Below are 22,359 nucleotides of genomic sequence, written 5' to 3' on the forward strand. Positions count from 1 at the left end.
AATCACTAAGAAGATCCTTAGCGATTTGCCTAAACAACTATAATATTAACACTACAAGATTAGTGATTTCACGCAGTCTACATTCATTTCTAACCACTGATCAGCTAAACTTTTGAAACGTCTAGGATTACCTGTCGTATAAAAACGATGAGCAGGATGTCGATCTTGCGTATAAAGAAGGTTATTATGATAGAGAAGACTACTAACTTCTCGTGCTGTCTCATCACCAGACGAAATTAATTGAATCTCTCTACCAACTCTCTCAGCTATTACTTCTTTTAACAATGGATAGTGAGTGCAACCTAAAATAAGCGTATCAAACTGTAAATGATCTAGAGGTTTCAACGCCTCATCTACAATCCTCTCCGCTTTTGGTCCATCAAACACACCACTTTCTACTAATGGAACGAAAGGTGGACAAGCAAGGCTCTCTACTTTTACTTCGCTATTTATGTCTTTTAATGCTTTCTCATATGCTTGACTCCGAATCGTTCCTGTTGTTCCTATTATGGCCACATGGTCCCTCTTCGTGACTTTTAATGCACTGATTGCCCCTGGATGAACAACCCCAACAACAGGGATAGAGAGTTCTCTTTTCACTTCTTCTAGAACAACAGCCGTAGCCGTATTGCATGCAATGACGAGCATTTTCATGTTTTCTTTTAATAATTGATCTATCAGTTCCCAAGTGAATTTTCTTACTTCTTCTTCTGATCTAGGCCCATATGGACAACGTGCTGAATCTCCAATATAGACAATTTCCTCTTTTGGAAGCTGCCGCATGATCTCTTTTGCCACGGTTAATCCACCTAAACCAGAATCAATTACTCCTATTGGTCTATCCAACAAACTTCCCCTCATTCTACTCGATGCCTCGTTACGGGTTCATTCTTGTCGCTTTCATTTCTTCATGAAGAACATGCAAACTCTTTTCAAGGAAATCCACTTCTTCTTGTGAAAAATCTTGCAGAATTCCTTCTAGATAATCTTGACGCTTTTTTATTACTTCCTCAATGATCGTACGACCTTTATTTAATAAATGAATCCGGACTACGCGTCGGTCATTTTTATCTTTCACTCGCTCAACTAATTCATTTTTTTCCATTCTATCAACAAGATCTGTCGTTGTACTGCATGCAAGATACATTTTTGTAGACAGTTCTCCTATCGTCATATCACCATATTCATTTAACCATTGTAATGCTACAAACTGCGGTGGGGTAATGGGAAATTGCGTTAGGATTTCTCGCCCCTTTTGCTTTACCATTTCTGCCACTCTTCGTAACGATCGTTCGATCTGCTCTATTTGGCGATGATCCACCTGTACGCACCTCCAATAATAACTAGTACCATTTCCTTAATTGTCGCCTGTTTCTATAGGAAAAGCAAGCAATATATGTGACAATTCCATGCACATAGTTGAAGTAGTGATCATAATAAGAAAGAGGTTGACCACGATCAGTCAACCTCTCAGTCTTACTTCAAATAAGTTTCACGAACTCGTTTTTCGACTTCATCCGCTGTGTCTAAATAAATCATTTCATTTGCAAACGCTGCAAGTTCTTCTTTAGAAAGAGTTAGCATTTGATTACGAGCTGGTAAAATGGACGTAGCACTCATACTAAATTCATCTAAACCAAGACCTAATAGAAGTGGGATCGCGACTTCATCTCCAGCCATTTCTCCGCACATTCCTGCCCATTTGCCTTCTTTATGAGCTGCATCCACAACCATTTTTACTAAACGCAAAATAGCCGGGTGGTATGGTTGGTATAAATAAGATACACGTTCATTCATCCGATCCGCTGCCATCGTGTACTGAATTAAATCATTCGTACCAATACTGAAGAAGTCAACTTCTTTAGCAAACAAATCAGCCGCTACTGCTGTTGACGGAATTTCAACCATCATACCGATTTCGATTGAATCTGAAACAGACACTCCATTTGCAACTAACTTGTCTTTTTCTTCAAGAAGCATTGCTTTTCCTTGACGGAATTCATCAAGCGTTGCAATCATTGGGAACATTACTTTTAGGTTACCAAAAGCACTTGCTCGCAGAAGCGCACGCAATTGCGTACGGAAAATTTCTTTCTCTTCTAAGCAGAGGCGAATGGCACGGAAGCCTAAAAATGGGTTCATTTCTTTCGGAAGATCTAAGTATGGTAGTTCTTTATCTCCACCGATGTCTAATGTACGAATGACAACAGGCTTGCCTTCCATACGTTCAACAACCTCTTTATATGCTTCAAATTGCTCTTCCTCAGATGGAAGTTCTGTTCTTCCCATATAAAGAAATTCTGTACGGTAAAGACCAATCCCTTCAGCTCCATTGTTAATAACACCTTCTAAATCTTTAGGTGTTCCAATGTTTGCTGCAAGTTCAACATGTTGACCGTCTTTTGTCGTTGTTTGTTCATTTACAAGTTTCGCCCATTCTGCTTTTTGCTTCGCAAAATCATCACGCTTCTTTGTATATGTCGCTACTTCTTCGTCAGAAGGTTCTACAATAACAACACCTTCTAACCCATCAACAATAACAGTCATTCCCGTTTGGATTTTCGCTGTAACTTCTTTTGTTCCAACAACAGCAGGGATTTCTAACGATCTAGACATAATAGCTGAATGAGATGTACGTCCACCAATATCCGTTGCAAACCCTTTAATAAATACTGGGTTTAATTGCGCTGTATCAGAAGGGGTCAAATCTTCAGCAATAATAATTGTTTCTTCTGAAATCGTTGCTAGTGATTGCACTTCAATTCCAAGCAAATGACCAAGTACACGCTTTGATACATCACGAATATCTGCTGCACGTTCCTTCATATATTCATTATCCATGTTTTCAAACATAGTAATAAACATTGAAGAAACTTCATTCATTGCATACTCTGCGTTTTGCTTGTCATCTGTGATTTTTGCTTTAACTGCATCGACAAGTTCAGGGTCACTAAGGACAAGTAGATGAGCAGCAAAAATTTCTGCTTTATCAGCTCCGAGCTCTTTTTCTGTTTTATCTTTGATAACAGAAAGCTCTTCTTTTGAGGTTGAAAGTGCATCTTCAAGACGCTTAACTTCACTGGCTGGATCTTGAATTTCTTTTAATTCAATTGTCATATCAGGCTCTTCATGTACGAAAGCTTTCGCAATCGCCACACCAGAAGAAGCAGCGATACCAGTAAGTGTTTGCATTATTCCCCTAACCCTTCCTTAATAACATCTTCAATTGCTTGAAGAGCTTCATCTGCATCTGAACCTTCAGCTTTCACTGTAACTTCAGCACCTTTACCAACACCTAGAGACATAACGCCCATGATTGATTTTAAGTTAACAGACTTTCCTTTGAACTCAAGAGTAATATCTGAAGAAAATTGTCCTGCCTTGTTTACTAACTGTGTTGCTGGACGTGCGTGAATTCCCGTATCTGCTGTAATTAAAAATGTTTTTTCTGCCATAATCATCTACCTCTTTCTTTTCAATAAAATTTAATTTAAGAAAAAAGACTTTTTCTTATTTTTCATATACTTATTGTCTTCTACTTTTGCACATTTAAACGAGAAAGATACTTAAAAAAGGCATAAGTAAAGAAAGGGATATGTAGATCACAATAAGAGCGTACAAGTATAGAGTACCCTAACTGAGTCCCATATACACTTCAATACTTATGCCTGATCGAATCAGTAACACGTATAAAATGCACAATTTGGAAGTAATACAATATAGTATTTGTAAGATGTATGCTTTCTTAAAGCCATAAACAGTATAGCATAGGCATTTAATCCTTTTCAATATATTTACTTGAAATGCAGTAGAACCTTGTCGAAAAAATGTCGAAAAGACGTCAAGAAAAAATATAAAGAAAAAGGCTAAAGTTAATGTCGAAAATAAAACACGTAGTTCGACTCTCACACATATACTATCGAGACTAAAACCCTTCAATAGGTGGGCATTTTAGTCCCCACTATTCGCTCTCAGCCCGAGCAAGAAGGAGTGAACTCATTGAAAGGAGCAGAATTCGGACCTAAACCCTTGCTTACGAAAAGGGAACGCGAAGTTTTCGAATTACTTGTCCAAGACAAAACCACAAGAGATATCGCGCAAGAGCTTTTCATAAGTGAGAAAACAGTACGAAATCACATCTCTAATACGATGCAAAAGTTGGGAGTTAAGGGGCGCTCTCAAGCAGTTATTGAGTTAGTACGACTAGGAGAACTTGAAATATAGGTACACTAAAATTCATAGGCTCATCTATTATTTCGTTGATCGCTTACGTTTTAGTCGTCTCATATTTTAATGATCCGCAAACTAAGAAAGATCGGTTTGCGGATCTTCTTCTATTTTAATTTCCCTCTAGAAGTTTTCTTGCTTCTTCATCAAAAGCTACACCTCTCCCCGTTTCCTTACTGATCTGAACAATCGTCCCCCTCCCAGTTAAGCATATGGACTCTTCTTTTGTTAAAGCTATATAATGCAAATCAACTGAAGAAGTACCAAGTCTTTCTACTTTAACTCCTATCCTTAATTGTTCATCAAAAAGGACCTGCTTATGAAAGTCACACTGAAGATCAGCTACGACAATGATCTGGGAATAAGAAGACTTAGCCCACTTTTGCATAAGCCCTAATTCCTTAAACAAAGCTAAACGCGCATCCTCAAAAAAAACAAAAGCATTTGTATTATTTAAATGACCAAACGCATCAGTTTCCGAAAACCGAACCTGTACCGGTATATAAAAATGAAAGGAACTCAGCCAACTTTCTAGATCTTCAATATATGACGGTATTTTCATTTTTTCACAACCTTTTCTTTAAATATGTGCTCATTTCGAAAGCGCTTTATCGATCTTTTCTTAAAAAGGCCTAATCTCTTACCATTAAAGAGACTAGACCTTTCATCAATTATGCACCAAAGAAGTTTTTAAACGATTGTAATGTTGTAGAACGGTTCAAAGCTGCAATGGATGTCGTTAAAGGAATGCCTTTCGGACATGATTGCACACAGTTTTGTGAGTTTCCGCAGTTTGCAAGCCCGCCTTCACCCATAATCGTTTCTAAACGTTCTTCTTTATTCATTTCACCCGTTGGATGAGCATTAAATAAACGTACTTGAGATAACGGTGCTGGTCCAATGAAATCAGACTTACTATTTACATTAGGACACGCCTCCAAACAAACGCCACATGTCATACATTTTGAAAGCTCATATGCCCATTGACGCTTTGTTTCAGCCATACGTGGCCCTGGTCCAAGGTCATAGGTTCCATCAATCGGAATCCATGCTTTCACTTTCTTAAGGGAGTCAAACATCCGACTACGGTCAACCATTAAATCACGAACAACGGGGAACGTCTTCATTGGTTCAAGACGAATTGGTTGCTCAAGCTGATCAACTAAAGCCGTACAAGATTGACGAGGCTTACCGTTAATGACCATTGAACATGCGCCACAAACTTCTTCTAAACAGTTCATATCCCACGCAATCGGAGTTGTCTCTTTCCCACTAGATGTAACAGGGTTACGACGAAACTCCATGAGGGCTGAGATCACGTTCATATTTTGACGATATGGTACTTCAAACTCCTCAACATAAGGAGCACTGTTTGGATCATCTTGACGTGTTACTTTAAATTTAATTGTTTTTTCACTCATGATTTAGCAGCTCCTTGCTTCTTTTGTGAGTAGTCACGTTTACGAGGCTTAATAAGCGACGTATCAACTTCTTCCCATGAAAAGTCAGGACCATTTTTCGCAGGGTTAAATGTAGCCTTTGTTGTTTTCAAGAACTCTTCATCATTACGTTCAGGGAACTCAGGCTTGTAATGTGCTCCTCGGCTTTCATTACGGTTATATGCACCTAGTGTAATAACACGTGCGAGACTTAACATTCCGTCTAACTGACGTGTAAATGAGGCTCCTTGGTTGCTCCACTTGGCTGTATCGTTGATATTAATATTTTTATAACGTTCCATTAACTCTTGGATCTTCTCATCAGTTTTTAATAGCTTTTCATTGTAACGAACAACTGTTACGTTATCTGTCATCCATTCACCAAGTTCTTTATGAAGGATGTAGGCATTTTCTTTTCCATCCATTTTCATGATGTCATCAAATGCTTGTTGTTCTTTCTTCACTTCTCCTTCAAATAATGAAGAAGGCATCGCATCAGCCGTTTTATCTAGTCCGTTCATGTATTCAACAGCTTTCGGTCCCGCTACCATACCTCCATAAATCGCTGATAGAAGCGAGTTAGCACCTAGGCGATTTCCGCCGTGCTGTGAGTAATCACACTCACCAGCTGCGAACAGTCCAGGAATATTTGTCATTTGATCATAATCGATCCACATACCACCCATAGAGTAGTGAACCGCTGGGAAAATCTTCATTGGCACTTTACGAGGGTCATCACCCATGAACTTCTCATAGATTTCAATGATGCCTCCAAGTTTGATATCAAGCTCTTTCGGATCTTTATGAGAAAGGTCTAGATAAACCATGTTCTCGCCATTAATTCCTAGTTTTTGCTCCACACACACATCAAAGATTTCACGTGTAGCAATATCACGTGGAACAAGGTTACCATATGCAGGATATTTTTCTTCAAGAAAATACCATGGTTTCCCATCTTTATACGTCCATACTCGTCCACCTTCACCACGAGCAGATTCACTCATTAGACGAAGTTTATCGTCACCAGGAATCGCCGTTGGGTGAATTTGGATAAACTCACCATTAGCATAGTGAACACCTTGTTGATAAAGCTTAGCAGCTGCATAGCCCGTATTGATAACTGAGTTGGTGGATTTTCCGAAAATAATCCCTGGGCCCCCAGTAGCCATAATAACGGCATCACCTTGGAAGCTGCGAATCTCTGATGATTTTAAATCTTGAGCTGTAATCCCGCGACAGGTTCCTTCATCATCAACAATAGCTGATAGGAATTCCCATCCTTCATACTTCGTAACAAGTCCACTTACTTCATGACGACGAACTTGCTCATCAAGTGCGTATAATAATTGCTGACCTGTAGTTGCGCCCGCAAAAGCTGTACGGTGATGTTGCGTTCCACCGAAACGACGGAAATCTAGTAACCCTTCAGGCGTACGGTTAAACATAACCCCCATACGATCCATTAAGTGAATAATTCCAGGCGCTGCCTCAGTCATCGCTTTTACTGGAGGTTGGTTCGCCAAGAAGTCTCCACCATAAACTGTATCATCGAAGTGCTCCCACGGAGAATCTCCTTCCCCTTTCGTGTTAACCGCACCATTTATTCCACCTTGTGCACAAACTGAGTGTGAACGTTTTACCGGAACTAATGAGAAGAGATCAACGGGTACCCCTTTTTCTGCTGCTTTAATTGTTGCCATCAGACCAGCTAGTCCGCCTCCGACAACAATAATTCTACCTTTACTCATATTTGACCCACTCCTTAAATGTTTGCTAAGTCTGGATTAATGAATGCTAGAATTGCTCTAATTCCAACAAACGTTAATGCGAAGAAAATACCTAGTGTTACATATGTTGCAATTTGTTGTGAACGAGGTGTTACTGTAATCCCCCAAGATACTGCAAATGACCAAAGACCATTAGCAAAGTGGAACGTCGCTGCAATAACCCCGACAATATAGAATACGATCATAAAAGGATTACTAAAGATGTTAGCCATCATATCAAAGTTTACTTCTGCACCTAATGCAGCAGCTACTCTAGTTTCCCATACGTGCCAAGTAATCCAGATAACTAAGAATACTCCAGTCCAACGTTGAATACGGAACATCCAGTTACGGAAGAAACCATATCGAGCTGTGTTGTTTTTTGCTTGAAATGCAATGTATAAACCATAAATTGCATGATAAAGCAATGGAATAAAAATTAAAAAGATTTCAAGAAGATAACGGAATGGTAAGTTTTCCATGAAGTGAGCTGCTTGATTAAAAGCACTCGCACCTCGTGTTGCAAAATGGTTAATTACAAAGTGTTGAACTAGGAATAGTCCAACTGGAATGACGCCAAGTAATGAATGTAGCTTACGATTAAAAAATTCCCGGTTGCCAGCCATACCTTTTTCCCCCTACAAATGATTTTGATCCTACTAAATCGTGTAAATCAATGATTTTTTTCTATCCTTCTATAGTATATTGGAACCGACAAACAAAAAATGATAGATTGCAAGCACCAATATTATGAAACTTTTAGCAAGTTTCTGTGAAAAAAATCTGACAAATTTATTGTACTCCCATCAGATAACCTCGTCAAGAAAACGTATACAACTCTTTTTAGTTTCTAAGAGAGGAAAAAGCCCTTTTCTAAGGACTTTTCCATTAAAATAACAATATTTCCAACTTATCTACTAAATTTACCCGATAATAATTCTTTCTGTTGGATATTTAAAATGTGTTTTTGTTTCACGTTTTCGGACCGAGAATAAAAAGGCAATAAGTCCCACTCGACCTATAAACATCAGAATCATTAAGACAAATTGGCTTGGTAAGGACAGATCAGGAGTAATTCCCATTGACAAACCACACGTTCCGAAGGCTGATGCTGTTTCAAAAATAATCGACATGAGTGTAATGTTGTTCCTTGCCTCAAATGCCGAGATCAGTGTCACAGCGGCAAATAACAAAACAAGAAACACAGATAAGACAATAAACGCCTTTTGCCTATCCTCAGGGTGAATCTCTCTTCCAAATACTTTCACATCATCTTTTCCTAATGCAAAACTTCGAATCGTTAAAAACATGACTGCGACCGTTGTCGTACGTATTCCACCACCCACACTAGAAGGGCTCGCTCCAATGATCATTAAACCTGAAATAAAGAGCAATGTTCCAATATTTAACTCAGACACATCCATAATGGATAATCCACCACTTCTAGCTGTTGCTGAATTAAAGATCGAATAAAACAATTGCTGATGCCACTCTAATCCAACATAATAAAAACCGCTTTCGAGTGCCCAAATTCCGATGATCCCAATTGCAAAGACTGCGAAGTAAGTGGTTGTTGTAATTTTTGTAAACAAACTAAATTTGAAATTGTTGTTCTTCCTAGAAAAGTATTCTTTTAATTCGAGCAAGACAGGAAACCCTATGGCTCCCGCAAAGATAAGCAAGATCACGACGAATTGAACGTAGTAATCATTAGCAAATGGAATCAAGGACTCTCCCGTCACATCAAAACCAGCGTTTGTAAAAGCACTTAACGATGCAAATGCCCCTTGATAATATGCCTCACCTACCGTATCAAAATAACGAATAAAATAAGTACCAAGTATGAGTGCACCGATGAATTCAATGATGAGGGCCACTAACAAGATTCCTCTCATTAGATTGACTAACCCAGAAAAATTATTTTGATTTTGGTCGACCATAATTAACATTCGTTGTGCCAAATTAATTTTGCGTCCAAATAACATCCAGACAAAAGTCCCCATTGTCATGATACCAATTCCACCAAGCTGAATGGCAAGTGCTAAAAAGACAATTCCTATGTAACTATATGTATCAGGTACATTAACGACCGTTAATCCCGTAACGCTCACAGCGCTAACCGACGTAAAAAGAGCTTCTGAATAAGTTACATCGACTCCAGGTTGATGCGATATAGGCAAGTAAAGCAAAACACTAAACACAAACATCGCTATAATGTAGGCTATAATAATAACCCTAAAAGGCGATAAAAATTGATTCAACCCTGATTTCATTGATTATGTACCTCCATTTTATTCGCGGTTAAGTATACCATTTAAAGAGGTGAAAGAAAAAGGGGGCTCTTCCCTTTTTCTTTCACCTCGAAGCGATGAGCGGAACCGCCGTTTGGGTTTAAGCGCAAAGGAGTGGGGTTCTCCTTTGCGCGCACGGCGTGTGCAGCCAGCGCTACTTCTTCGCTTTTCAAAAAAGGGGGCTCTTCCCTTTTTCTTTCACCTCGAAGCGATGAGCGGAACCGCCGTTTAGGTTTAAGCGCAAAGGAGTGGGGTTCTCCTTTGCGCGCACGGCGTGTGGAGCCAGCGCTACTTCTTCGCTTTTCAAAAAAAGGGGGCTCTTCCCTTTTTCTTTCACCTCGAAGCGATGAGCGGAACCGCCGTTTGGGTTTAAGCGCAAAGGAGTGGGGTTCTCCTTTGCGCGCACGGCGTGTGCAGCCAGCGCTACTTCTTCGCTTTTCAAAAAAGGGGGCTCTTCCCTTTTTCTTTCACCTCTCCTACTTATGTTCTGTATTCCAGCTTTTGTCTTGTACCCAGAAGCGACTTCGTTTATCATCAAAAAGTAGCTATATTTTAAAGCAATTGGAACGATAGTATACATAGACGATGATCACTTATTGGCTTCATGGAGAACGGAGAGGAGCATATTTTTATGGACGTTCAATCAACTCAATTTGGATACGACCTTATACGGAATGATATACTGAAAGACCTTTTAGGTAAGGATCATGATGGCATTTTATACTGGATCGGAAAATCACTCGCAAGAAAATATCCCCTTTCAACAGTAGAAGACGCCATTCTTTTCTTTGAGAAAGCTAATTGGGGTTCTTTATCGCAAATAAAAGAAAAAAAGCAAGTACAAGTCTTCGAATTAAAAGGGGCATGGATGAACAATGATGATGGACGTTGCTATCAATTAGAAGCGGGGTTTCTTGCTCAACAAGTGGAGATGTGGCTCGAATGTATTAGTGGAGCTACTTACACAAAGTCGAAAAACCATGTCCTTATTACCGTTGAAACAGATAAGCGAGATTCTATTGAAGAAAAAAGGTGAAGCATGTTGAGCTTCACCTTTTTTCTTATACTGTAACAGCTGCTTCTTCTGTTTCTTCTGCAAGCTGGAACTCTTCATGTAACATCTCTACAGCTAAAACCATATCAGCTTCATCGACAACAACTGATACTTTAATTTCAGAAGTACTAACCATTTTTACAAAGATCTCGTTCTTTGCTAACACATCAAACATTTTTGCTGCTACACCCGGATTCGATACCATGCCAGAGCCAACAATTGATACTTTTGCAAGTTCTTCTTCAAACGTAACATCCTCAAATTGTAACTCCTCTTGAGCTTCCTGCAGGACCGCTAACGTTTCTTTTAATGAGCTTTGGGTAATTGAAAATGAAATATTTACATGCTTATCGTCATATTGATTTTGAATAATAATATCCACATTTACTTGATTCTCTGACAAAGTAGTAAACAGTTTGGATAATGTATTTAATCGATTAGGTAAACCACTTACTGTTACTTTTGTTACATCATTTTCAAAGGCAATTCCACGAATGATTAAATTTTGTTCCATCGTTACTTCCTCCTCGATCATTGTACCTACTGTATCTTCCATGCTAGATGCAACCATTAATGGCACATCGTAATTTTTTGCAAACTCGACCGCTCTTGGGTGCAATACTCCAGCTCCAAGATTAGCCATTTCAAGCATTTCATCATAAGAAATAGAATGTAACTTCCTTGCTTTCTTTACATAGCGAGGGTCAGTTGTATAAACCCCCTCTACATCCGTATAAATATCACAACGACTTGCCTTTAACGACGCTGCTAAAGCGACAGCTGTTGTATCAGAACCACCACGTCCAAGTGTTGTAATTTCCCCATCTTCGCTGATTCCTTGAAATCCTGCAACAATCACCACTTTGCCCTGCGCTAATTCTGCTTCCATTCGTTCATTATTTATAGCTTCGATTCGCGCATTTCCATGGCTAGCTTCTGTTTTCATACCTGCTTGCCAACCTGTTAAAGAAATAGCATCAATCCCACGAGCTTGTAGAGCCATGGAAAGCAATGATATTGTTACTTGTTCACCAGTCGTAAGTAACATATCCATTTCTCGTTTGCTTGGTGTATCTGTTATTTGGTTTGCTAACGAAACCAATTCATCTGTGGACTTCCCCATTGCCGATACAACTACGACAAGCTCATTTCCTGCTTGCACTGCACGTTCAATTCTTGAAGCAACATGTTGAATTCTTTCCACTGAACCTACTGATGTTCCGCCATATTTCTGTACAATCCTTGCCATTATTCGTTTCCTCTCCTTGGTCCTCACGTTGTGATGGAATGCAAAAAAGCAACAATAAGGAAAACCCCTCACTGTTGCATGTATACCAGTCCGGTACCACACTGCTCCCTTTTCTCTCGTGAGATAGTTCTCCACATACCTCTTGGGTGTAGGTATGTGACAGCCCTATGCTTCTTCAACATAGGTCCAGCACAAGTCAGATGAGTCTTCCTTGCACTTCGGCGAATTCCCCTTTCTTCTTTCATCACCGAGGCTCATTCCTCTCAGAAAGCTTACTATTGGTTTTCGCTCCTCTACCAATCACTTCATTTGAAGTGTGGCATATTCAATTGATTAACATTCTAGCAAACGATCGCTATTTTCGCAAGTAGTTATTTTTCTTCTGCATTTAGTTTCTCTAGAATGGCTTCTGCTACTTTCTCAGGAATGGATAGATTCCGTAACTCATCGACACTTGCCTCTTTAATCTTTTTAACAGATCCAAAATGCTTTAACAGCTCACGTTTTCGTTTTTCTCCCACTCCAGGAATATCATCTAGCTTCGATTTAAAAAAGGTCTTTGACCGTGATTGTCGATGAAACGTAATAGCAAAACGGTGAACTTCATCTTGAATTCGTTGCAACAAATAAAATTCGTGACTGTCACGCTTAAGAGGTACAATAACAGGAGGATCTCCCATTAACAGCTGAGATGTTCGGTGCTTTTCATCCTTAGCTAAGCCACATACCGGAATAGCTAGACCAAGCTCATCTACGATTACTTCTTGCGCACTTGCAATTTGTCCTTTTCCTCCATCAATGACGATTAAATCTGGCATTGGAAGCGATTCTTTTAGAAGGCGAACATATCTCCTACGAATGACTTCACGCATCGAACCATAATCATCCGGTCCTTCTACTGACTTAATTTTATACTTTCTGTAGTCTTTTCGACTCGGTTTCCCATCTACAAAGCACACCATCGCCGAAACGGGATCGGTCCCTTGGATATTTGAGTTATCAAAGGCTTCAATTCGGTAAGGAGTCCCAATCCCCATCGCTTCCCCTAAGCGATCAATTGCTTTAATTGTTCGTTCTTCATCTCGTTCAATTAACGAGAATTTATCTTTAAGAGCAATAGCTGCATTTTGATTAGCAAGATCAAGCAATTCTTTTTTCTTTCCGCGTTTTGGGTGATGGGTTTTCACCTCTAAAAGCTGTTCCATCAAATCTTTGTCTACCTCATCAGGCAGTAAGATCTCCGCAGGTTTTAGATGTTCTTTTTTCATATAAAACTGCCCAATAAAGGTCATTAAATCCTCAGGAGCTTCTTTATAAAAAGGAAAAATAGAGACGTCTCGTTCAATAAGCTTCCCTTGGCGAATAAAGAACACTTGAACACACATCCAGCCTTTATCATAAGCAAACCCGAACACATCGCGATCTACAAGGTCGCCAATCATCATTTTTTGTTTTTCAATGACGGTATCCATATGCGAGAGCGTATCACGGATTTCTTTTGCACGCTCAAAATCCATGTCTTCTGCAGCTTTCATCATTTTCTCTGTAAGCTGATCTTTGATTTCATCATGACCAGAGCGGAGAAATTTTGTAATATCTTGAACCATCGTTTGATTTTGCTCTTTGGTAACCTCTGTCACACATGGAGCCAGGCATTGTCCAATATGATAATACAAACAAACTTTATCCGGAAGAGTCCGGCACTTTCTTAGTGGATAAAGGCGATCCAACAGCTTCTTCGTTTCATTAGCGGCTCCAGCGTTGGGGTATGGACCGAAATACTTTCCTCCGTCTTTTTTTACTTGACGAGTCGTAATTAATCTCGGGTGCTCTTCATTTGTAATTTTAAGATAAGGATACGATTTATCATCCTTTAACATGACGTTATATTTCGGGTCATGTTTTTTAATTAAGTTCATTTCTAATATTAATGCTTCGATATTTGATGATGTAACAATATATTCAAAATCAGCAATCTCACTAACAAGACGCTGGGTTTTTCCATCGTGTGACCCAGTAAAGTAGGATCGGACTCTATTTTTTAGTACTTTTGCTTTTCCGACATAAATAATCGTACCTTGTCGATCCTTCATTAAGTAACAGCCAGGCTGATCAGGAAGAATCAATAATTTTTCTTTAATCTGACTCATCGTATTCCACCTCTCCTTCTATTGTTTGCTAGAAGGGCAACAAATGCAAGTTAGAAAAACTGGAATTCACCGAAAAAAAGTGACCCCCATATTCTTTTCGAATACAGGAGTCACCCTTAAAACTTATAGATGTTTATTTAGAAGCTCAGCTAAAGCTTCTTTTGGTTGGAATCCCACTACTTGATCCACAACTTCTCCGCCTTTGAAAACAAGCAGTGTTGGAATACTCATAACGCTGTATTTACCAGCTGTCTCTTGATTTTCATCGACATTAAGCTTCGCAATCTTTACTTTATCGCCCATTTCAGAATCTAGTTCTTCAAGGACTGGAGCAATCATCTTACAAGGTCCGCACCACGGTGCCCAGAAATCTGCAAGAACAACTCCGTCACTTGTTTCAGAAGCAAATGTTTGATCTGTTACATTTACGATCGCCATAAAAAAATCCTCCTTTTTGCTTTACATTATACCTTCAGCACAATTATACCAAACACTTCCACTGCTGGCGAATTTGTTGCTCATCCTTATTGTTTCCAAACTAAATCCTTTTTGATTCCAAGACTTTTGATTTCAGCGGAACTAGTAGGAGACATTGGTTTCTTTGACTCCCGTTCTTTTGCATCCGCCCGCTTTTCAGGCTTCATCCGACTCTTTTGACTCCCGTTCTTTTGCACCCGCCCGCTTTTCGGGCTTCATCCTCCCCTTTTGACTCCCGTTTTTTTGCACCCGATCGTTTTTCAGGCTTCATCCTCCCCTTTTGCCTCCGTTCTTTTGCGGCGGCCAGCTTTTGGGGGGCTTCATCCGCTCTCCCTGACTCCCGTTCTTTGGCACCCGATCGCTTTTCAGGCTTCATCTTCAATTGAAAAAAGACGCAAATCAAATTATGATATGCGCCCTACTTCTTTTTTAATTTGCGACTAATACATTTTTTAATTCTTCTGTTAAGATTGGTACAATTTCAAACAAGTCACCAACGATGCCATAATCTGCGATCTCAAAAATAGGAGCTTCTGGGTCTTTGTTAATTGCTACAATCACTTTTGAGTTCGACATGCCAGCTAAATGTTGAATAGCACCTGAGATACCGATGGCAAAATACAAGTCTGGTGTGACGACCTTGCCTGTTTGCCCAATTTGTAATCCGTAATCGCAGTAGTCTGCATCACACGCTCCACGTGATGCCCCAACAGCCCCTCCTAAAAGATCAGCAAGCTCTTGAAGTGGTCCAAAGCCTTCTTTGCTTTTGACCCCACGGCCACCCGCAACCACTACATTCGCTTCAGAAAGGTCCACTCCACCGGTAGCTTTGCGTACGACATCTTTAATCGTTGTCCGTAGATCTTTAATATCTACAGTGAGGTTAGTAATATCCACTTTGCGTGCTGAGTCCGGTTCAAGCGCTTCGATGTTATTCGGGCGAATCGTCGCAAAAACAACGCCTTCCTTTACTTTTTTCTTTTCAAACGCTTTTCCTGAATAGATTGGACGAGTAAATACTGCATCCTCCCCATCTAGTTCAATGGAAACAGCATCAGAAATAAGTCCTGCATTTAACTTCATGGCTAGACGTGGAGAAACGTCCTTGCCTATGGATGTATGACCTAAAATAACACCTTCTGGATTTTCTACATCAAACACCTGCAGCAATGCTTGTTGATACGCATCTGTTGTATAGCTTGATAAGTCAGCATGGTCAACAACAATGACCCGATCAGCTCCATACTGAATTAGCTCATCAGTTAAACCGCTTACATTTTCACCTAAAAGAACACCGACTACTTCTCCACCATTGGCAACCGTTTTTCCTGCAGCAATGGCTTCAAATGAGACATTACGTAATACCCCATCTTTAACTTCTCCGATGACAAGAACTTTTTTTGCCATATTGATCCCTCCTAATTATATGACTTTCGCTTCAGATTTAAGTAATGATACAAGCTCTTTGACTTGAGTAGCCGCATCGCCCTCAAGAATTTTCCCAGCCTGTTTTCCTGGTGGCAAGAAAATTTCGACGGTAGTTGTTTTTGCTTCGACATCCTCTTCATCTAGATCAAGGTCATCTAAATCAAGCGTTTCTAATGGCTTTTTCTTCGCCTTCATGATTCCTGGTAATGATGGATAGCGTGGCTCATTAAGTCCTTGTTGTGCTGTCACAAGAACTGGAAGCGACACTTCAATAGTCTCTTCGTCCCCTTCAACATCACGTGTGATTGTTGCCGTTTGACCTGCTACCTTTAATTGGGTGATGGTCGTTACTTGTGGAATTTCTAATATTTCTGCAACACGTGGTCCGACCTGACCAGATCCCCCATCTACAGCCACATTTCCCCCTAAAATGATATCGGGTTCTTGCTCTTTTAAATAAGCCGCAAGAAGAGTTGCCGTTGTAAATTGATCTAATTCATCCAGTTCCTCACTGTCGATAAGTACGGCTTTGTCAGCTCCCATAGCAAGTGCCGTTCGTAGTTCTTTTTCTGATTCTTCTTCGCCAACGGTGACAACGGTCACTTCTCCGCCATGCTCATCTCGCAAAACAATTGCTTCTTCAATGGCGTATTCATCATATGGATTAATGATAAATTCTGCTCCGCTGTCATCAATTTGACCACCACTAATGACTATTTTTTCTTCCGTATCAAATGTACGTTTCATCAAAACAAAAATATTCATCTTCGTCCCTCCTAATATTCTAACAAGATTACTAGTTTAAAAAGCTGATATTCTTTATTAATATTATTCTATTGCCTCGTGTAGGTAGATCATGCTTACTTCTTAGTTTGATTAAATTTCGGTTTGCGTTTCTCCATAAAAGCGTTAATTCCTTCTTTCGCATCATCCGTGTTAAATACTTCTCCGAATAATTCCGCTTCACGAATCGAGCCTTTTTCATGGTCACCCGGTTGACTATATTGCAATAACTCTAATGTCATTTTAACGGCTATTTTGCTTTTAGCTGCTATTTTAGTGGCTAGCTTCTGTGCTTCATCTAAAAGCTGTTCTTCTGGATAGGTGTGATTAACTAGTCCTAGTTGTTTTGCCTCAAGACCGGTTATTGGCTCACTTGTTAAAAGCATTTCACAAGCTTTCGCTGTACCAACAAATCGAGGAAGCCTCTGACTTCCAGCAAAACCCGGTATTAATCCGAGCTGCAATTCAGGTAATCCTAATTTGGCTTCATCAGTTGATAAGCGGATATGACATGCCATCGCAAGCTCCAATCCACCTCCTAAAGCCGCACCGTGAATAACAGCAATAATCGGCTTAGAAAATTGCTCAATTCGGTCAAACAACTGTTGACCACTTCTTGCAAGTTTGGCTTGTTCAGTCTCGTCTTTAACTAGCGTAAACTCTTTTATATCTGCTCCAGCAGCGAAGAACCGTCCCTCTCCGTTAATAAGAAGAACGTGAACTTCATCCTTTTTTTCAAGCTCTGTTAACACCTCATCAAGCTCCATTAAGACAGCTCTTGATAAGGCATTTGCTGGTGGCCGATGTAAGGTGATGCTAGCAACATGATCATGAATCTTTACTTTTAAATACTTCACATTCTCACTCCTATCATGAAGGTTTCGAACAAAGTCCTCCGAGTAGCATTTTGTGAACTGGAGCAGCCAGGCTGCTTAAGTCATACTTACATTCTTTCATCACCCAATTGGTGACGACCTCATCGATGGTTCCAAAGATCATTTGCCTTGCTAAGCGGTTATCCAATTCATCAGGGAAAAAGCCCACTTCTTTTCCTTCAGTTAATAATTCATCTACTAACAATAAATATCCTTTTAAAATTTCATTAATTTTCAAACGAAGATCGGTGTTTGATTGACGTAATTCAAGTTGTGTCACGACCGCCAAATGATGATCTTGTTCTAGTTGTTCCAAATGCTTCGTTATAAGAAGTAAAAACTTATCTTCCATCGACAAATCTTCCGTAATCTGATTACGAATGATTTGGACAAAATTCCCCATTTTTTCTTCAAATAACGAAGTAAGTATGTCTTCTTTGTTTTCAAAATATAAATAAATGGTTCCATCAGCTACACCAGCTTCTTTTGCAATTTTAGAAACTTGAGCTTGATGATACCCGTGGTTGGCAATTACTTTTACTGCTGCATCAATAATCTGGTTGTATTTAGGTCCTTTTTTCTTTCCCACTGTTGTCTCTCCTTTTCTGAATGAATATTCATTCATATTTCTTATTTTAGTGAAAAAGAAAGGTATTGTCAATGATCTCCTTACAATTTCCCATTAATTCAACTTGTTTTTTCTGTTCCTAGTTTTTTCTTTTCTTCTTCTATTAATACTCGTTTTAAAATTTTGCCCACCATCGTTTTAGGTAGCTCTTCCCTAAACTCATACATCCTCGGAACCTTATAAGCAGCCAGATTCTTTCGGCAATAAGCAGTGAGCGTTTCTTCTGTTAACGATGATCCCTCTTTTCTCACAACAAAGACTTTTACTGTTTCACCACGATACGCATCAGGAACCCCAATAGCAACTGCCTCTTGAACCTCATCGTGATTGTAAAGTACCTCTTCAATTTCTCTTGGATAAATATTGAAACCTCCTGCAATAATCATATCTTTTTTGCGGTCAACAAGATAAAAATATCCATCTTCATCCATATAGCCCATATCGCCGGTTAATAGCCAATCCTCTTTCATTGTCGCTGCGGTATCTTCAGGACGGTTCCAATACCCCTTCATCACTTGCGGACCGCGAACGGCTAATTCCCCCATTTCGCCAATTCGTGCTGGCTCTTTCGTTTCCATTGATAATATCGCAGCTTCCGTATCTGGCCATGGCAATCCAATACTGGCTTCTTGCCGTTTCCCCCAGACCAAATTACAATGAGTCACCGGTGATGCTTCGGTTAGCCCATACCCTTCAACAAGCTTACCGCCGGTTAATTGCTCAAAACGCTGTTGAACTTCCAGAGGCAATGAAGCCGACCCACTAATACATGCTTTGATTGAAGAAAGATCGTATTTTTGAATATCTGGTTGATTGATTAAGCCGATATACATTGTTGGGGCACCTGGAAAAGATGTAATCTTTTTTTCTTGTATGATTTTCAAAATTTGCGTTGGATCAAATTTCGGCACCATGTGTAACTCATTTCCCATCGACAAAGTGAGATTCATACAAGTCGTCATCCCATACACATGAAAAAAAGGCAGTGCTGCGAGTGTTCGTTCTTTTCCCTCTGCTAATTTATAGAGCCAATGGCGGCATTGAATTGTGTTCGCAACTAAATTACGGTGGGTAAGCATCACTCCCTTGGCGACACCCGTTGTTCCACCCGTATATTGCAATAATGCAAGATCTTCTTTTGGATTCACACGTACATTTGGACGCTCACTTGATCCTTTTTGTAACAATTGTACAAATTTGTGAACTTTATCACTATACATAATATCCACTTTCATCCCTGTATTTTTTTTCTGGATAAATGGGTAAATCAAATTTTTTGGAAAAGGGAGATAGTCTTTGATAGCGGTTACAATTATATGTTCCAATTTTGTTGATTTCCGAACCTTCGTTACTCTTGGATACAATAAATCCAAGCACAAGATGATTTTTGCTCCTGAATCAACTAATTGATGCTCTAACTCTCGTTCGACATATAATGGATTTGTTTGAACGACAACCCCACCGACCATCAACGTTGCAAAATAGGCAATCACTCCTTGAGGACAATTAGGCAACATGATGGAAACTCGTTCACCCTTTTTTAGGCCTAGCGTTTGTAATTGATTTGCAAAACGTCTAACTGATTGATCAAACTCTCTATATGTAAGCGACTTACCCATGAACTCAAGCGCTACATGATCAGGAAAACGCTGACCAGCTTGCTCAACCAGTTCGTGTAAAGATAGATTAGGATATGCAATTGAAGTTGGTATTTCTGTTTGATAACGTTCTAGCCAATTCATCTTGACTTCTTTTAGCAAGTAAATAGCCTCCTTAATTCTCTCCTTTCAATCTATTCATCCTCTCTCCTCCATTGTAATGAATGTTCATTCATTTTTAAATAGCTTTTTAGTAATTTTTTAAATTTTTCTTCAATAAAAAAATTAGGGGTGCAGCATTAAATCAACTTTTGCTACACCCAAACAATCACTACACTATTCTCACTGATCTACATATTATAAAAAATGGTTAGAAACTCAAAAGAATACGGCTATTTCATTACCTTTTTATTCATTACCTACTTTTTCTTCTCCTGCAAGCTTTTTATTTTCTTCTTCAACAAGAACTCTGCGAAGGATCTTACCTACTAATGTCTTTGGCAACTCATCCCTAAACTCATAATACCGTGGCACTTTATATGCTGCGAGGTGCTTTCTACAATATTCATTTAACTCTTTTTCAGTGAGGCTTTTTCCTTCTTTTAAGACAACAAATGTCTTCACCGTTTCTCCGCGATACTCATCAGGAACACCAATGACAACAGCCTCCAAAATGGACTCATGTTCATAAAGAACTTCCTCAATCTCTCTTGGATAAATATTAAATCCACCAGCAATGATCATATCCTTTTTACGATCAACGATATAAAAATACCCTTCTTCATCCATATACCCCATATCACCGGTAAGGAACCAATCATCTTTAAAGACACGTGCGGTTTCTTCAGGGCGATTCCAATACCCTTTCATTACTTGCGGTCCTCTCACCGCAATTTCTCCGACCTCTTTCACCTCACACGAGTCTCCTGTTTCTGCTGAAATGACATTCACATCCGTATCTGGCCAAGGAATCCCAACACTTCCCGATTTTCTTTTTCCCCAGATTGGATTGGCCACAGCTACTGGGGCCGTTTCTGTCAGTCCATAGCCTTCTACGAGCTTCCCATCTGTTAATGCTTCAAATTTTTGCTGCACTTCTAACGGGAGTGGAGCCGCACCACTTAGGCAAGCTTTGATCGATGATAGATCATAGTCTTTGATCGCTGGATTGTTAATTAATGCAACATACATAGTCGGTGCTCCTGGAAATAGGGTAATTCTTTGCTTTTCAATTGTCTTTAACACATCTTTTGGGTCAAACTTTGGCAGAATTACCGTTGTAAAGCCATTCATTATTCCCAAGTTCATGCTCACAGTCATTCCATAGACATGGAAAAATGGCAAAACAGCCAACATCTTTTCTTTCCCTGGTGTTGTTTTATAAGTCCAATGTATACATTGCATTGTGTTAACAACTAAGTTTTGATGGGTGAGCATAACTCCTTTTGCCGGACCTGTTGTACCACCTGTGTATTGCAGGAGAGCTAAGTCCTCGACCGGATCCATATCGACAACTACTTCATTAGCTGCTCCGGCTTTTAGGAATGGTTTAAATGCTAGGGTCTTGCTATCATACACAACTTCTACTTTAATACCTGTATTTTTCTTTTGAACGAAAGGATAGAGTACATTTTTAGGGAAAGGCAGATAGTCTTTAATACTTGTCACTATGACATATTCAAGATTCGTTTTTGAACGCACTTTTTGAACACGTGGGAATACGAGATCAAGACAGATGATGACTTTAGCTCCAGAATCAATTAACTGATGCTCTAGCTCTCTCTCAACATAAAGCGGATTTGTTTGCACGACAACTGCACCAATCATAAGTGCTCCGTAGTAACTAATTACGCCTTGAGGGCAATTAGCAAGCATGATGGCTACTCGATCCCCCTTTTTTACGCCGAGGGTGAGCAATTGATTCGCGAATTTTTTTGATTCCTCATATAACTCTTTGTAAGTTATATCCTTCCCAAGAAAATGCAACGCGTCATGATTAGGATACTTTTCAGCTGATTGTTTTAAGTAGTCATGTAAGCAGTTCTCATCATACGTAATTGAATGGGGCACCTCTTTTGGGTAGCTTTGTAACCAAACCTTATCCATTGTCGTCAACACTATCTCCTCCTTGCCATATTGTAAACTACTCCTTTCTCATCGTTCATTCTCCTCTTCTCTATTCTATTCTATTGCAAACGCTTACAATTTTATATATATTTTTGAAATTTTCTCTAAATATTTTTCGACTTTTTTCTGTTGTCTATAGGATTTAATGCCTAAATAGAAAAGCAGGCTTATTTACATAATGATAAACAAGCCTGCTTTAACAAAGCTTAAGGAGCAAAAAAGAGCATAAAAATAATTCCTGCTACGATAAATGCACCACAACTAACA

21 protein-coding genes and 1 riboswitch are annotated in these 22,359 nt (G+C 39.5%); of the genes, 2 read left to right on the plus strand and 19 right to left on the minus strand.

Annotated features, from left to right (window positions below):
• Window positions 1-51: 51 nt before the first annotated feature.
• The 4 genes from racE to LQ50_RS05880 all read right to left on the minus strand — a co-directional run bounded on the left by racE (window position 52) and on the right by LQ50_RS05880 (window position 3,455).
• Window positions 52-846 (minus strand): glutamate racemase, encoded by a 795-nt coding sequence (racE, locus tag LQ50_RS05865; protein ID WP_034627043.1) that lies wholly within the window; start codon window positions 844-846, stop codon window positions 52-54.
• A 31-nt stretch (window positions 847-877) separates the two neighbouring features.
• Entirely contained in the window at window positions 878-1,321 is a 444-nt protein-coding gene (locus tag LQ50_RS05870; RefSeq protein ID WP_034627044.1) for a MarR family winged helix-turn-helix transcriptional regulator, read from the minus strand.
• A gap of 155 nt (window positions 1,322-1,476) precedes the next feature.
• Window positions 1,477-3,192 (minus strand): phosphoenolpyruvate--protein phosphotransferase, encoded by a 1,716-nt coding sequence (gene ptsP, locus LQ50_RS05875; RefSeq protein ID WP_034627045.1) that lies wholly within the window; start codon window positions 3,190-3,192, stop codon window positions 1,477-1,479.
• The gene (locus LQ50_RS05880; RefSeq protein ID WP_034627046.1) at window positions 3,192-3,455 is read right to left on the minus strand and encodes a phosphocarrier protein HPr; all 264 of its coding nucleotides are present in this window, start codon (window positions 3,453-3,455) and stop codon (window positions 3,192-3,194) included. The genes ptsP and LQ50_RS05880 overlap by 1 nt, the downstream gene beginning before the upstream one ends.
• Window positions 3,456-3,999: 544 nt before the next feature.
• On the opposite strand from LQ50_RS05880, the gene LQ50_RS05885 reads away from it, so the two are divergent.
• A complete protein-coding gene (locus tag LQ50_RS05885) occupies window positions 4,000-4,224 on the plus strand; it encodes a helix-turn-helix domain-containing protein (RefSeq protein WP_034627048.1) in 225 nt (74 codons plus the stop codon).
• Between the two features lie 115 nt (window positions 4,225-4,339).
• On the opposite strand, the gene LQ50_RS05890 is transcribed toward LQ50_RS05885, so the two are convergent.
• The 6 genes from LQ50_RS05890 to LQ50_RS05915 all read right to left on the minus strand — a co-directional run bounded on the left by LQ50_RS05890 (window position 4,340) and on the right by LQ50_RS05915 (window position 10,303).
• Window positions 4,340-4,789 (minus strand): acyl-CoA thioesterase, encoded by a 450-nt coding sequence (locus tag LQ50_RS05890; RefSeq protein WP_034627050.1) that lies wholly within the window; start codon window positions 4,787-4,789, stop codon window positions 4,340-4,342.
• Between the two features lie 109 nt (window positions 4,790-4,898).
• Window positions 4,899-5,648: a succinate dehydrogenase iron-sulfur subunit gene (gene sdhB, locus LQ50_RS05895; protein ID WP_034627052.1), complete on the minus strand. Its 750-nt coding sequence runs from the start codon at window positions 5,646-5,648 to the stop codon at window positions 4,899-4,901.
• Window positions 5,645-7,414 (minus strand): succinate dehydrogenase flavoprotein subunit, encoded by a 1,770-nt coding sequence (sdhA, locus tag LQ50_RS05900; protein ID WP_034627053.1) that lies wholly within the window; start codon window positions 7,412-7,414, stop codon window positions 5,645-5,647. Before sdhA ends, sdhB begins: the two co-directional genes overlap by 4 nt.
• Before the next feature lie 14 nt (window positions 7,415-7,428).
• On the minus strand, window positions 7,429-8,058 hold the full coding sequence (locus tag LQ50_RS05905; protein WP_034627055.1) for a succinate dehydrogenase cytochrome b558 subunit: 630 nt from the start codon (window positions 8,056-8,058) through the stop codon (window positions 7,429-7,431).
• Window positions 8,059-8,355: 297 nt separating this feature from the next.
• Entirely contained in the window at window positions 8,356-9,705 is a 1,350-nt protein-coding gene (locus tag LQ50_RS05910; protein ID WP_034627056.1) for a TrkH family potassium uptake protein, read from the minus strand.
• Between the two features lie 187 nt (window positions 9,706-9,892).
• Window positions 9,893-10,303 (minus strand): hypothetical protein, encoded by a 411-nt coding sequence (locus LQ50_RS05915; protein WP_034627057.1) that lies wholly within the window; start codon window positions 10,301-10,303, stop codon window positions 9,893-9,895.
• Between the two features lie 51 nt (window positions 10,304-10,354).
• On the opposite strand from LQ50_RS05915, the gene LQ50_RS05920 reads away from it, so the two are divergent.
• The gene (locus LQ50_RS05920) at window positions 10,355-10,759 is read left to right on the plus strand and encodes a YslB family protein (protein ID WP_034627060.1); all 405 of its coding nucleotides are present in this window, start codon (window positions 10,355-10,357) and stop codon (window positions 10,757-10,759) included.
• Between the two features lie 25 nt (window positions 10,760-10,784).
• Here LQ50_RS05920 and LQ50_RS05925 read toward each other — a convergent pair whose 3' ends face one another.
• The 9 genes from LQ50_RS05925 to LQ50_RS05970 all read right to left on the minus strand — a co-directional run bounded on the left by LQ50_RS05925 (window position 10,785) and on the right by LQ50_RS05970 (window position 22,071).
• Window positions 10,785-12,026, minus strand: a complete 1,242-nt coding sequence (locus tag LQ50_RS05925) for an aspartate kinase (protein WP_034627061.1) — start codon at window positions 12,024-12,026, stop codon at window positions 10,785-10,787.
• 116 nt (window positions 12,027-12,142) lie between these two features.
• Window positions 12,143-12,330: riboswitch (Lysine riboswitch) on the minus strand.
• Window positions 12,331-12,397: 67 nt separating this feature from the next.
• Window positions 12,398-14,176 (minus strand): excinuclease ABC subunit UvrC, encoded by a 1,779-nt coding sequence (uvrC, locus tag LQ50_RS05930; protein ID WP_034627063.1) that lies wholly within the window; start codon window positions 14,174-14,176, stop codon window positions 12,398-12,400.
• 123 nt (window positions 14,177-14,299) lie between these two features.
• On the minus strand, window positions 14,300-14,614 hold the full coding sequence (gene trxA / locus LQ50_RS05935; RefSeq protein WP_034627065.1) for a thioredoxin: 315 nt from the start codon (window positions 14,612-14,614) through the stop codon (window positions 14,300-14,302).
• Between the two features lie 468 nt (window positions 14,615-15,082).
• On the minus strand, window positions 15,083-16,060 hold the full coding sequence (locus LQ50_RS05945) for an electron transfer flavoprotein subunit alpha/FixB family protein (RefSeq protein WP_034627069.1): 978 nt from the start codon (window positions 16,058-16,060) through the stop codon (window positions 15,083-15,085).
• A gap of 15 nt (window positions 16,061-16,075) precedes the next feature.
• Window positions 16,076-16,846, minus strand: a complete 771-nt coding sequence (locus tag LQ50_RS05950; RefSeq protein WP_034627070.1) for an electron transfer flavoprotein subunit beta/FixA family protein — start codon at window positions 16,844-16,846, stop codon at window positions 16,076-16,078.
• Window positions 16,847-16,941: 95 nt separating this feature from the next.
• Entirely contained in the window at window positions 16,942-17,721 is a 780-nt protein-coding gene (locus LQ50_RS05955) for an enoyl-CoA hydratase (protein WP_034627073.1), read from the minus strand.
• Window positions 17,722-17,734: 13 nt separating this feature from the next.
• A complete protein-coding gene (gene fadR, locus LQ50_RS05960; RefSeq protein ID WP_034627075.1) occupies window positions 17,735-18,328 on the minus strand; it encodes a fatty acid metabolism transcriptional regulator FadR in 594 nt (197 codons plus the stop codon).
• A 98-nt stretch (window positions 18,329-18,426) separates the two neighbouring features.
• Entirely contained in the window at window positions 18,427-20,109 is a 1,683-nt protein-coding gene (locus LQ50_RS05965) for an AMP-binding protein (protein ID WP_034627195.1), read from the minus strand.
• Between the two features lie 264 nt (window positions 20,110-20,373).
• Window positions 20,374-22,071 carry a long-chain-fatty-acid--CoA ligase gene (locus LQ50_RS05970; protein WP_034627196.1) on the minus strand — a complete coding sequence of 566 codons (1,698 nt, stop codon included), beginning with the start codon at window positions 22,069-22,071 and terminating at the stop codon, window positions 20,374-20,376.
• Window positions 22,072-22,359: the final 288 nt, after the last annotated feature.

Origin of the sequence: Halalkalibacter okhensis (assembly GCF_000787375.1) — a bacterium.
GTDB lineage: Bacteria > Bacillota > Bacilli > Bacillales > Bacillaceae_D > Halalkalibacter > Halalkalibacter okhensis.